Raw genomic sequence first — 12,897 nt, forward strand, 5'->3', positions numbered from 1 at the left:
CCAGCAGACCGAGCACGGTTATCGCCTTCCTGCGCATCGGCAGGTACCTCACTCTCCCTTGCGTTCGCCCTGTGCGGGCAGGGGACGCCGAACCCGGTCCAGGCGCGCAGAAGTTGTCTGGGGACGGACTGAACGTAGGTCCGGGACAACCTCTCTGCCTGCCAGGCCGCTCATCCGGGTGACCGGCGCCGACTGCCTCACTGGTGCTGCGACGTGCCCGCCGCGGGCTGATCCGTCCCGCAGTACCGGCACTTGCCGGCCGCGGCGGGAAGGTCCTCGGAGAGGCACGCGGGGCACGTCTTCACCGCACCGGCCTCCTTGAAGGCGGCCACCCCGCGCCGGGCCTGGATCCTCTTGTACGGCACGACGATCAGGAAGTAGACGACGGCCATGAAGATGACGAAGTAGATGACCGCCGAGATGAACGACCCGATGTCGAGGAAGGTCGCCTTGTTCCCGGGCTGCCCGAGCTGCCACCCGAGCCCGAAGGTCCGGCCTCCCTGTGCCCGCGCGATGACCGGGTTGATCACATTGCTCGTGAACGCCATGATGAGGGTGTTGAACGCCAGCGCGACGATCAGTCCGACCGCCACGACGACGATGTCGCCCCGCATCAAAAAGTTCTTGAATCCTCTGAGCATCTCGTCTCTCCGCGTCGGCGCTGATTCGGCTGATCCAACCGATTCGACTGATTTGTCGTCAGAACGCTAGCGACCTGGCGCGGCGAGGCGACGCGTGACGCGCGGGAATCGCCCCATCCTCCCGGGCGGACGTCGGCTGGCGACGGTGCTCAATGCCTGATGTCGATCGGTGCCACATCGGGGACCTGGTCCCGGAAGTACCGGCGCAGGTTCCGCCGGATGAAGCGGTCACCGCTGCGCAGGAGGTACCGGCGGCCGGCCTCGGTGCGGCCGAGGATCTGGTGGCGGAAGAGGTTGGCCACGATGATAGGTGGCACGGCCCAGGGCAGAGCCGGCGGCAACCGCAGGTCGCGCATGCCCCGGCGGCCGAGGAAGTAGCGCAGCATGCTCAGCAGTCGTGCGCGTGCGTAGGCGCGCCTCAGCCGGGCGAATCGCGCGAACCGCAGCTCGCCCTGCGCTTCGACGAGCGCGTTGGCCAGGGGCGGACCGGCCGGACCGCCGTAGCTCTGGGTGAGGAGCAGATGGTAGTTGAACCGGTGCTGCTGGAGTTCTCGGTCGTGGAGCCAGTCCTCGTCCACCCCCATCAAGTGGCCGACGTACTTCCACAGGTGCATGAAAGCCCGTGACTCGGCGCGGGTGACGCGCACGCCGAGCATGCGGACTCCGAGCAGCTGAACCGCGTTGAAGAGGCCGAGGGTGGCGGCGAGGTCGGCCTGGTTGACGGGGAGTCCCCAGCGATCGGCGTCCCAGCGGCCGCTGTGCTCGATCTGGTGGTTGACCAGGGCGTGCATGAGGCGGACGTGCACCGTGAGCCGAAATCCCGCCCCGTCGCGGCGCATGGCGTCATGACCGCTGACCGCCGTCGCCCACTGCTGGGTCTCGGCGATCCGCTGGAGGGCGGACCCTCCGGTCAGGCCTCCGGTCTCGACCAGTACACGCGGTGGCCCGTCGAAGCGGTAGGAACCGATCAGCGCCAGTTGCATCATGACGTCGGCGGCGCTGCGGCCGAACCTCCTGGCCACCCGTCCGCCCTCGTTGACCAGGTCGAAGTCCACCCAGTCCGGTACCGGCTCGACGGCGGCGAAGAAGTCCTTGAGCGGTTGCGGGGGATCGGGCACCGCGCCGATGCCGTCGGCGAGCGCACGACGGAACTGCTTCATCGTGACCTTGTCCGGATCCGTGGTGTCGCTGCGCAGCGCGTTCGCCAGGGCGGCTCCGACCTCGTCGCGCGTCATGAGCCGCTTGCCTATGGTGGCCAGGAGTTCCTCGTCCACTCCGCCCTGCTTGACCAGCAGCAGGCGCAGCGGCCGTCCCTGGCGGCGGTTGAGGGCTTCGGTCTCCCGGAAGCGCCGGGGGAACCGGGACCGGGACGAAGGGGGTGCCGTGTCGCTCGCCCCGGCAGAGGTGTCGACCCGCGATGACTCGTGTGCGACCATGAGTCGATGCTGACCGACCACCGTGCTCGCGTTCAATTCGCGTCCTGATCCCCATGTCGTCGCCCCATCGGCACGCGCCACGTGATCCGGGCACTCGCGTTTCCCCGCGCAGAACACCACGGCAGGAGCGGTCGCGGGTGATGGTGAGGCGGATCCTCGACGCCGGCGAAGAGATTCTTTCCGAGTACGGCTACGAAGGCGCCTCCACGAGCCGGATCGCGGCGACGGCTCACATCAGTCCCGGCTCGCTGTACCAGTACTTCCCGCACAAGGACGCGATCGTCCTGTCCGTGCTGGAGCACTACGGCGACGAACTCGTCTCACGTGTCACCGCACGGATGACGGAGCAGTTCGAGCAGCCCGCGCCGGTGATCGTGCACGGCACGCTCACCGTGCTGCTCGACGGGCTCGACGTGGCACCACCGTTCTTGCGCGCGGTCGTCGAGCACGGTCCCCGGCTCGACGACGGCCGCGCCCTGCGGCTCTTCGAGGAGCGGATCGGCGAACTGGTCCTGGCCTACCTGACCACACAGCGTCCGGGGCTGCGGTCGGATGCCTCCATGGAGACCGCGGTCTGGATGCTGGTGCGCATGGTCGAGCACCTCACCGTGCGCTATCTGCTGGACAGGCCGCCCATCCCGAGGGAACGGTTCCTGGACGAGCTCACCCATCTCGCCCTGAGCTATCTGCGGCCGATGCCGTGAACCGGGAAGACCCTCATGTCCGCCGGACACGTGCCGGTCACCGGCAGGCGGAGCTCCAGAACCCGCGAGCCGGCAGGCAGGCGGCGCGAAGTGTGCCCCGGCGACGGGCCTGGAGAGGCCTGCCGCCGGGGTTCACTCACGAAGGGCGCGGCACTTGCAGTCAGTTGCCCGCGACCGGGTAGCCGTGCCAGGCGCCGCAGTAGTTGGTGCTGCTGGAGGGGTTGTCCTCGACCATCCTCAGGTTGGTCAGCACACCGTCCACGGACCAGGTGTTGCAGTATCCGTTGACCGGTTCGGAGACCTGGTAGGCGCTGGAGGTGGTGGTGCAGTAGCCGCCCCACACCGATTGGTCGAGCGTCGGCAGGTACCTGACCCGCTTCTGGCAACGGACGTCGGCCACGGCCACCGTGAGCCTCCGCTCGGTGGGGGCCTGGTCCCGTTTCCAGCGGGAGTCGTGCCCGGCGGCGTAGGGCGAGACGTAGTCGTGGCCGGAGCGGGTCATGCGGGTGCACCATGCGCTGAGGAGAGCCGAGAGCCGGGGATCCTCCGCGGTCGCGGCGGCGGCCTGTTCCGCCAGGCGATGGGGAAGGCTGCGATCGGCGTCGGGGGCGCCGCGCACGAGCGCTCGGCCGCCTCCGCCCGGCATCCGTCCCGGGGAACGGGCTTGTCCCCGAACTCCGCGGCCTCGCCGTAGAGCACCTTCTCCACGTCGGGAGGGAGGGCGGCGTGCTGGTCCAGCAGCTTGCCCACCCGAGGGTTGTACGTGCTCCGGGCAGGCGCGTGGTAGCGGTCTCGCGCCGCCTGCCGCGCGTCCACCACCCCGAACCGTGCGGCCTGCCGCCACAGGACCATCCGCCGGCCGGTCTGCAGAGCGGTCTCACCCGGTCCTTCCCAGCGCAGTCCGTAGCGGGCCGCCAGGCAGGCGCGTTCCCCCGCCTCCTGAGCACGATCGGACCGGGCCTGCTCCTCAGGGGAGGGCGCGTAGGCGTCCAGCGGAAGAAGCCTGTACCCGGTTCCGTCCGGGGCAGCGGAGCCAGAGACGGTCGTGTGCTGTCCGTCCCCGGCTCCGCGCTCCCCTCCCCCGAGTGTGTGCCGCACCCCCGACGCAGCACACGAGGACCACGGCAGCTCCCACCGCCAGGCCGATACGTCGCATCACGCTCCCCTGTCCCCCGCGGGTGGCCGCGGGCACCGGCGAAGCCGAACCACACATCGGCCTTGCTGCCCTGTCGTGGATCCCACCTTGCGTGTCTGGCTTGGGACGAACCTTGGGCTGACCTGCAATCGCCTGGTGAGAGCGGTTGCCGGGTGACTAACGTCAACCGGTGAGGGGAGGCGTGGATGGTGCTGGAGTTCGGTCTGCTCGGAACGATCGAGGCACGCCGGGAGGGCCATGCGGTGGACGTGGGGCACCTGCGGCAGCGGTGTGTGCTGGCAGTGCTGCTCCTCGAGGTCAACCGGGAGGTCGCGGCGGACGCGCTGGTTCACCGGGTGTGGGGTGACCGGCCGCCGCAGCGGGTCAAGGGAACGCTGTACGGGTATCTGTCCCGATTGCGTCAGGCGCTGGCGAAGGGCCCGGAGGTGGCCATCTCGCGGCGGCCCGGGGGCTATGTGCTGGAGACGAAGCCGCTGTCGGTGGATCTCCACCTGTTCCGGGACCTGGTCGCCCGCGCCCGGGCTGCCGACGACACACAGGCGGCACCGCTGATGCGACAGGCGCTGGGACTGTGGAGGGGTGAACCCTTCGCCGCCGTGGACGTCCCGTGGTTCCATGAGGTGCGCCAGGCCCTCGAGCGGGAGCGGCTCGCGGCGGAAGTGGACTACGCCGACCTCCGATTACGCACCGGCCGGCATAGTGAACTGCTGCCCGAACTCACGGTGCTCGCCGATGAGCACCCCCTGGACGAACGGCTGGCGGGCCAGCTCATGCTCGCCCTCTACCGCTGCGGGCGCACCGCCGACGCCCTGACCCGCTACCAGGACACCCGACGCCGCCTGGCTGAGGGACTGGGCACCGACCCCGCCCCGGCCCTGCAACACCTCCACCAGCAGATCCTCACCGCCGACCCGGCACTGGCACCAGCCCCCGCTCCCCGCACCACAGTCGGATCCGGGCCGGCACCCGCCACGGAACCGCGGCAACTACCCGCCCCTCCACCGACGTTCATCGGCCGTACCCGCGAACTCGAATACCTGGACGCGGCATTGGACGCGAGTGCAGACCGGGGCGGCACCGTGGTGATTTCCGCGATCGGCGGCGCGGGCGGCGTCGGCAAGACCTGGCTGGCCCTGCGCTGGGCCCACCGGCACCAGAAGCGATTCCCCGACGGGCAGCTCTACACCAACTTGCGCGGCTTCGACGCGGCCGAGCAGCCGATGCCCCTGCCCACCGTCGTACGGGGGTTCCTCGACGCGCTGGGCGCCGCCCCGGAGCGCATACCGGAAGACCTGGACGCGCAGACCGCGCTCTACCGGAGCCTGGTCGCCGGCCGGCGCATGCTGATCGTGCTGGACAACGCCCGCGACGCCGACCAGGTCCGCCCGCTGCTCCCGGGCAGCCCCTCGTGCACCGTGCTGGTCACCAGTCGCAGCCGCCTGACCGCGCTGGTGGCCACGCACGGCGCCCGACCCTTGTCACTCGACGTCTTCGGACCCGACGATGCGCGGCACCTGCTGGCCGGCCAGCTCGGCGCACCCCGGGTCGCCGCCGAACCCGAGGCCGTGGACGCGCTGGTGGAACACTGCGCGGGGCTGCCGCTGGCCCTCGGGATCGTGGCCGCCCGCGCCGCGGCCCACCCCGAGTCGACACTCGCCGTGCTGGCCGAGGAACTGAGCCGGGCCACCGAGCGCCTCGACGCGCTGGACATCGGCGACCTCACCGCGAACCTCCGCGCGGTCTTCGCCGCCTCGCACCGTGCGCTCACCCCGTCGGCCGGGAATCTGTTCGTCCTTCTGGGCCTGGCCCCGGGCCCGGACATCAGCCTGCCGGCGGCGGCAAGCCTCGCAGCCCTCGCACCCGCCCGCGCCCGGGCACTCCTGGCCGAACTGGTGGCCGCCCACCTGGTACGGCAGGACACCCCGGGCCGCTACCGCATGCACGACCTGGTCCGCCTCTACGCCGCCGAACTCGCCCGCAGCCGGCCCGACCGGGACATCGAGACGGCCCTGTCGCGGCTCATCGACTTCCATCTGCACACCGCGTTCGCGGCCAACCGGCTCCTCGACGGCCCCCACACACCCTTCGAGCCCCAGCTGGAACCGCCGGCGCCCGGGTGCGCTCCGGTGCGTCCGGCGGACGCGGCGGACGCGCTCCGGTGGTTCGACGCCGAACACGAATGCCTGCTCGCCGTCCAGTCCCTCGCCCTGGCCACCGGCCGTCACCCCCAGGTCTGGCAACTGGCCTGGACGCTCATCTCCTACCACCAGGGCGGCTACCACCTGCCGGAATACCGCACTGTCTGGCGCACCGCCCTCACAGCGGCAGAACAGCACGGCAACGCCCCTGTCCCCAGGGCTCTGGCACACTGGCGTCTCGGCCATGCCCGCGCCCTCGCCGGCGAGCACCGCGAGGCCCTGGAGCATCTCGGTCTCGCCCTCACGCTCGCCGAACGCGCGGACGACACCGCCGGCCAGGCACACATCTGCCGCACCCTCGGCCGGGTCTGGGAGCAGTACGGCGACGACGAGCGCGCCCTCGAACACGCCCTGCGCGCCCTGTCCCTGTACCAGCGGCTGGACAACCTCATCTGGCAGGCCAACCAGCTCAACGCGGTCGGCTGGATGCATGCCAAGCTCGGCCGCCATCCGCAGGCGCGCACCTACTGCGAGCAGGCGCTGCGCCTGTACCGCAGACACGGGCGCCCCGCCGACGCGGCATCGACCCTGGACAGCCTCGGCTACATCGCTCACCACACCGGCCGGCACGCTCAGGCCCTGGACTACTACCAGCAGGCCCTGGTCCTCTTCCGTGAACACTCGGACTCCGCGAGCGAGGCCGACACCCTCGCCAACATGGCCGAGACCCATCAGGCGATGAGCCGGCCCGCGCTCGCCCGTGAGGCCTGGCAGCGGGCTCTCGACCTCTACGACGCCCAACGACGCGACACCGCGGCCCACCATGTCCGCCGCCGCCTCGACGCGCTGACGACGCCGGTCGTCCCGGAAAGCCGGCTCCCGGGACGACCGTGATACCGCTGGTGCCCGTGATACCGCTGGTACCACGGGGCCGAGGTGATGATGCGCTTTCCCGACCCCGCACGGCGGGTGGCCATCACCGCAGGCGGGAGTCGGGCGGGAATCAGCGCCCGCGCACCCTACTGGGGCAGGAGCCGCGCGGCGTCATGTAGTGGAAGTGGATCAGCAGGTCCGAGCTCCTGAGCAGCCAGGTGACGGCCGGAGCTCCGGGCCACTCGGTGCCGATCTCCCTGGTCGGGCGCGCCTCGGTCAGCCACTCCCGGGCGGGTTGCCGGACGGTGCGCAGGTCCAGCAGGTGGTCCGGGTGGGGCACGAGATCCAGGATGTACTCGTTGGTGCCCCGGGCGGGCAGCCCGACGGTGAACGGGTGCCCCGGGCGGGCAGCCCGACGGTGAACATGCGTGGAGGCCGGGGCTGAAGGGGGCTGAGGCGGTCGTACGCGACGAAGGATCCCTCGCCGAAGCCGGTGCGCACGCTGAGGTACCCGGCGCCGAGCCGGTCGCGCAGGAAGGCGCCCTGCGGCCGGGGACAGGCGGGGCTGTTGCTGACCAGAGCCACAGCGCCGTCGTGCGCGGCGAGCACGGTCCTGCTGCCCCTGTGCTCGTACCACCAGGTGAGGTTGGCGGCCATCTGCTCGTCGCGGTACAGATCCTGCCGGGCACTTTGGTCTTGCTGTCGAAGGCGTAGGAACGGGTGCTCTGCGCGATGACCCGGGCGTGCTGGACGGTCCGGTCCAGTCGAATTCCTCGCGGTCCTTGCCCGGCGGATGCGAGCAGAGCAGTTCGTACGCCTGCCGGGTGCGCCGGGCCAGGTCCAGCCGCCGGTCCTGCGGCCGGTTCGTGAACTCGCGAGTGGCGGCGGTCACTTCGCCCGTGGGGCGGTCGACCACGATGTCCATCTCGAACGGGTAGACCACCGCGCTGCCCGCCGCGAGCAGCACGACCGCCGCGACGAGGGAGGCGGGGACGGCCGCACGGGCGCCGGGCGGAGTCAGTGTGAGGGGCAGGAAGGCCATGCCCGTCGCGGCCGGGCCGCGGACCAGCGCCCGTACCGGTGTCCAGCGCAGTTTCGCCCGGCCCGTGAGCCGGAGTTGTCCGGGGACGGCTACGGCGGCCGAGACGACGAACAGGCCGCCGGTGACCGCCGTACCGCTCGTGACGGGTGCGTCGGCCGCGGCCGGCGGCAGGGCGCACCGCACCGGAGAGGGAGAGGCGACGTGCCCCAGCAGCAGTCGCAAGGTCCCATCGGCCGGAGTATGCCCTGCGCGCCCATGCGGCGCGCAGCCGTCGTCACCTCCGGCTCGCGCTCGCCGGTTCGCCCGTTCCGGTGAGCCACGGGGCGGCACTCGCGCGCCCCGTGGACTCCCGCGGCGTCCGTCAGTTCCCGGCCGAGGCACGGCGGCGCCTGGCCAGCCACCACGCGCCGCCGCCGAGGACGACGACCGCCGCGACCACTCCGCCGACGATCACCCCTGTCGAGCCGCCTCCGTCCTCGTCGGACGTGGCCGCGTCGGACGCGGCCGTGGCGTAGGCGGTCGCGGGCGAGACGGCCGTATCGGGCGAGACGGCCGCGGGTGATTCGGTGGCCGGCGCGGTCGGGCTGGGGGTCGCGGTCGGGCTGTGGCCGATGGGCGTGGCTCCCGGGGCGGCGGCCTTCAACTTCAGCACCGGCGCGGGCTGTTCGGGCTCCGCTCCGCCACTGGGCAGCTCGATCCAGCGGGAGATCTCGCCGTCGCTGTAGGTCTCGATGGTCTTGAACACCAGCTGCTCGGCCTCCGGCAGCTGCTTCACCTTGATCTTGTACTCGGCGTCGACGCCCGGCTTCAGGGCGGTCCCGCCGACGCTGTAGCCGTCGTCGGTCACCGTGAGCTTCCAGCCCTTCGGCGCCTCGTCGAGCGTGACATCGGCGGGTGCGATGCCGTCGGGCAGCACGACGCGCACGTTGCGGAAGCCCGCGTCGTCGGACTCGGCCTCGGAGACGAAGGTGAGGGTGACGTTCTCGGCCAGGGCCTGCGCCTTGTCGGCCTCGACCTCCGCGTGGGCGAAGGCCGGTCCGGCCAGGGAGAGGGTCGCCGTGAGCGCGGCGGCGCCGACGAGCGCGAGACGGCGGGACGTACGGGCAGGGCGGTGCATGGGCATGGGCATGGGGATTCCTCGCTGGTGAAGCCGGGCAGGCCGAAGCCCTGGCCCGGATGAAGGGACGGTTCGGGACGCGGTCGCGTCCCGGTGGTCCCCTGCGCACCAGCGCGTGTTCCAGGGTTCGTGTCCCCGGCGCCCTCGGGGGCGCGAAGCAGCCGGCCGGCCGTACGGCGAGCGGGGCCGGGACGGTGGCGGTGGGCGGGGCCGGCACCATCCGGGCCACGACGGCAGCAGCGACACGGCGCATCGCGCGGGCCGTGGTCAGTCCCGCCGCCACGGCCGTGTCCGCGCGCTGCATCAGCACGGCGACCACCAGTGCGGCGGCCACGTGGGCGGTCGTCATGACCGCCGACGCGTGATGCCAGGCGTGACCGTCCCCGTGGACCATCGCGAGGGATCCGTCCCCATGGACCATCGCGACATGGCCGTCCATGGTGTTCGCCGCGTGATGGCCGTGCGGGTGGCGCGTGCCGTCGGCCCGGGTCAACTCCCGGTGCAGTACGGCCTGGGCGGCGAGCGTGCACGCGATCACCACGGGCAGGGACGGCCGACGGCGGGCGAACGGCCACAGGAGGACGAACTGGACGAGCGCGAACGTGGCCACCAGGCGCCAGGGAACAACCAGCCGCCAGGGAACGGCTTCTTCGGCGACCGTGTGATGGCCGAGCGCGGCCAGCACGCTGCCGACGAGGGCGAACAGCCCTGCCCGGGCACAGGCCCCGCCCCAGCCCGGACGCGCGCCCGCGTCGCGACTGTCGCCTCCTGCCCTGTGATCACCCGGCACGGTCGCCCATCATCCCCTCTCCGGCCGCTGCCCGTAACCGCGGGTCGTGCTGACGACCACGGCGGTCACGGCGGTCACCTCGTCGTATACGTCGCTGTCGGGCGGGGTGTTCACGCATCCGGGCGCCTGTCGGCCGGCTCGGCGTGCTGGCGTTGGTGACAGGTTCTGCTGATCAAAGACTTGTCCAAGTGCCGGACGGCTCCCGTCGCCGGTGGTCGGGTTCTCTGCAACAGCTGTACGACCACCCGTTCTGGGAGGATCTGGTGTCAGCACCAACCCGCAAGAGACGATGGTTCACGATCTGCGCCATCACCGCATCCGCCGCACTCGTCGCGACACCCGCAGGCGCGGCCTCCGGAAAGGGCCACAAGCCCTTCGGAGCGCGCACCCTCGCGCAACTGGCCGCCGAACGCGAGCAGTCCGTGGGCGCCGTGAGCCCCGGTCTGAAGGCCGAGGACGACGGCAATGAGGCGGACGAGATAGCCGAGGGCGCGCAGCAGTACGCCGAGGCCCGCACCTCGCCCGGCGTCGTCGCCCCCGGCGCTTACGGCGCGGCCTGGGCCGGCCTCATGAAGCTGCCCCGCACGGGCGGCAGTTGGCACGACGTCACCGACCTGCCGTACGACTCCGACGATCCCCGCTACCGGGACATCGACTCCAACTCCAGCGGCGGTTCGGGCAACGTCACCGGCCGCATGGCCGCCATGGCCGCCGACGACGACGGCTACGTCTACGCGGGCAGCGCGGGCGGCGGCGTATGGCGGTCCAAGCGGGGCGGCGGACACTGGAAGCCCATCAGCGACAGGCTGCCTTCGCAGTCCACGGGCGCGCTCGCGCTGGACGGCGCCGGGCGGCTGTGGCTGGGCACCGGTGAGGCGACCACCAACGCCGACGCCTACCTCGGCAGCGGCGTCTACGTCCTGTCCCACCCGCATCACGGCACCTTCTCCTCCCGCGGCCGGGTCGGCGGCGACGAGCTGGAGTCCACCACGGTCCACCAGTTGCGCTTCGGCGGCGGCAAGGTGTGGGCGGCGACCAGCGAGGGCGTGTGGAGCCACTCCACGAAGACGCTGAAGGGCGCCTGGAAGCTGGAGTACGCGCCCAACCCCGACTATCTGCCGGGCGGTTCGAAGGGCGACGACCCGCAAGCCCCGTACAAGAACATCACGAACGACATCGCGATCGACCCGAAGGACCCGTCCAAGGTGGTCCTGGCGGTCGGCTGGCGCAGCGGTGACGACTACAACGGCTTCTACACCAAGGGCGCCGACGGCGCCTGGACCCGGATCACCGGCGGCCTGGGCGACCTGCCCGCCGACCCGGACCAGGTGGGCAACGTCACCTTCGCCCGTTCCGCCGACGGCTCGCGCTACTACGCCATCGACCAGTCGCCGGAGCAGCTGAACACCAATCCCGACAGCGGTCTCGAGGGCATCTTCGTCTCCAAGTCCGGCTCTCCCACCGGGCCCTGGACGAAGATCGCCGACTACCAGGGGCTGGCGGCCTCCGGCTCCGCGCTGACCAGCGCCGGTTACATGCCGGGCGTACAGGCCTGGTACAACCAGTTCCTCACCGTCGACCCGAGCGACCCGCGGCACGTGTACGCCGGGCTCGAGGAGGTCTACGAGACCGAGGACGGCGGCAGCAACTGGTCGACCGTGGGCCCGTACTGGAACTTCACCTTCTCCTGCTGGTCCATCGACCCGGCGAAGCAGAGCGGCGACTGCAACCAGACCACCCACTCCGACCAGCACGGCGTCGCGATCGGCCGCTACCACGGCAAGAGCTTCGTGTACGTCGGCAACGACGGCGGCGTCTACAAGCGCCCGGTCCACGGCTCCCAGGACGCCTCCGGCCACGCCACCGACTGGACCTCCCTCAACGACGGCACCATCGACACGCTCCAGTACTACTCGGTCGGCATCGGCAGGGACCTCGACCACGGCGGCGTCTCCGTCACCGGCGGCCTGCAGGACAACGGCCAGTCCATCCTGCGCAGCAACGACAGGGTCATGGGCTCCGACTTCGGCGGCGACGGCGGCGACACCCTCACCGACCCGGCCAACGGCTGCAACATCGCCGAGGAGTACGTCTACCTCTCCGTCCAGGTGACCCAGAACTGCGCCGTCAACGACGGCAGTTGGATCACCGACCCCGCGAAGGCCACCTCGTACGGCGTCGCTCCGGCCGACAACGCCACCGGCGAGGCCCGCTTCATAGCCCCGCTCGCGGCCGACCTGAAGAGCAGCTCGACGTGGATCGCCGGCGGCCGCCACGTCTGGGTGCAGACCCATGGCTACGCCATCCGCAGCGGCGACGAATGGAAGAGCGTGTACGACCTCGGCGCCGGCCGGACCGCGACCGCCGTCGCGGCCTCCGGCGGCAAGGTCTACGCGGCCTGGTGCGGCCCCTGCAACAACCAGGGCTTCGCCCGCGGCATCTCCGTCGGCAACGCGGACGGCACCGGCTGGCACGACATCGCCCTGCCCGTGGACGGGACGGTGCCCAACCGCTACCTCAGCGGCTTCGCCATCGATCCGAAGAACGCCGACCACGTCTTCCTCGCCGTCAACGGCTTCTCCCGGCACTGGACCGAGGGCCCCGGCGCGGGCGTCGGCCACGTCTTCGAGTCCACCGACGGCGGCAACACCTGGAAGGACATCTCGGCGAACCTGCCCGACGTGCCGACCGACTCGGCGGTCGTCACGCCGAACGGCGGCCTCGCCGTCGCCACCGACCTGGGCGTCGTCTACCGTGCCCCGGGCCGCACCAAGTGGCAGCGCGTCGGCAGCCTCCCCGCGGTCGCCGTGCTCCAGCTGAAGCTGAGCCCCGACGGCAGCACCCTGTACGCGGCCACGCACGGCCGCGGCATCCGCAGCATCAAGGTGCGCGACTGCGACTGACCCACACCGCGTGACGGCGGGAGGGGTGACCCCGGGTGTCGAGATCACGCCGTTCCGGGCCTGCTTGACGATGTCGTCGGCGAGGTGGGGGCGGGTG

At 71.5% G+C, this 12,897-nt stretch carries 9 protein-coding genes; 3 read left to right on the forward strand and 6 right to left on the reverse strand.

Features of this window, described 5'->3' with window-relative positions; all coding sequences use genetic code 11:
• Nucleotides 1-197: 197 nt before the first annotated feature.
• Both AB0G63_RS17815 and AB0G63_RS17820 read right to left on the reverse strand, forming a co-directional pair.
• Complete coding sequence (locus AB0G63_RS17815; protein ID WP_360750877.1) at nucleotides 198-641, reverse strand: MscL family protein; 444 nt, start codon at nucleotides 639-641, stop codon at nucleotides 198-200.
• Nucleotides 642-790: 149 nt separating this feature from the next.
• A complete protein-coding gene (locus AB0G63_RS17820) occupies nucleotides 791-2,077 on the reverse strand; it encodes an oxygenase MpaB family protein (protein WP_360750879.1) in 1,287 nt (428 codons plus the stop codon).
• A gap of 140 nt (nucleotides 2,078-2,217) precedes the next feature.
• On the opposite strand from AB0G63_RS17820, the gene AB0G63_RS17825 reads away from it, so the two are divergent.
• Complete coding sequence (locus AB0G63_RS17825) at nucleotides 2,218-2,781, forward strand: TetR/AcrR family transcriptional regulator (protein ID WP_360750881.1); 564 nt, start codon at nucleotides 2,218-2,220, stop codon at nucleotides 2,779-2,781.
• 160 nt (nucleotides 2,782-2,941) lie between these two features.
• Here AB0G63_RS17825 and AB0G63_RS17830 read toward each other — a convergent pair whose 3' ends face one another.
• The gene (locus AB0G63_RS17830) at nucleotides 2,942-3,283 is read right to left on the reverse strand and encodes a hypothetical protein (protein WP_360750883.1); all 342 of its coding nucleotides are present in this window, start codon (nucleotides 3,281-3,283) and stop codon (nucleotides 2,942-2,944) included.
• A gap of 839 nt (nucleotides 3,284-4,122) precedes the next feature.
• Between AB0G63_RS17830 and AB0G63_RS17835 the strand changes: the two genes are divergently transcribed.
• Complete coding sequence (locus AB0G63_RS17835; protein ID WP_360750885.1) at nucleotides 4,123-6,969, forward strand: BTAD domain-containing putative transcriptional regulator; 2,847 nt, start codon at nucleotides 4,123-4,125, stop codon at nucleotides 6,967-6,969.
• 109 nt (nucleotides 6,970-7,078) lie between these two features.
• On the opposite strand, the gene AB0G63_RS17840 is transcribed toward AB0G63_RS17835, so the two are convergent.
• The 3 genes from AB0G63_RS17840 to AB0G63_RS17850 form a co-directional block, all read right to left on the reverse strand.
• Nucleotides 7,079-7,327 carry an erythromycin esterase family protein gene (locus AB0G63_RS17840; RefSeq protein WP_360750889.1) on the reverse strand — a complete coding sequence of 83 codons (249 nt, stop codon included), beginning with the start codon at nucleotides 7,325-7,327 and terminating at the stop codon, nucleotides 7,079-7,081.
• Nucleotides 7,225-7,743 carry an erythromycin esterase family protein gene (locus AB0G63_RS17845; protein WP_360750891.1) on the reverse strand — a complete coding sequence of 173 codons (519 nt, stop codon included), beginning with the start codon at nucleotides 7,741-7,743 and terminating at the stop codon, nucleotides 7,225-7,227. Before AB0G63_RS17845 ends, AB0G63_RS17840 begins: the two co-directional genes overlap by 103 nt.
• Before the next feature lie 608 nt (nucleotides 7,744-8,351).
• A complete protein-coding gene (locus AB0G63_RS17850; protein WP_360750893.1) occupies nucleotides 8,352-9,113 on the reverse strand; it encodes a DUF1775 domain-containing protein in 762 nt (253 codons plus the stop codon).
• 1,047 nt (nucleotides 9,114-10,160) lie between these two features.
• On the opposite strand from AB0G63_RS17850, the gene AB0G63_RS17855 reads away from it, so the two are divergent.
• Entirely contained in the window at nucleotides 10,161-12,800 is a 2,640-nt protein-coding gene (locus tag AB0G63_RS17855; protein WP_360750887.1) for a glycosyl hydrolase, read from the forward strand.
• Nucleotides 12,801-12,897 lie beyond the last annotated feature (97 nt).

This window comes from Streptomyces sp. NPDC020996 (genome assembly GCF_040641355.1).
GTDB lineage: Bacteria > Actinomycetota > Actinomycetes > Streptomycetales > Streptomycetaceae > Streptomyces.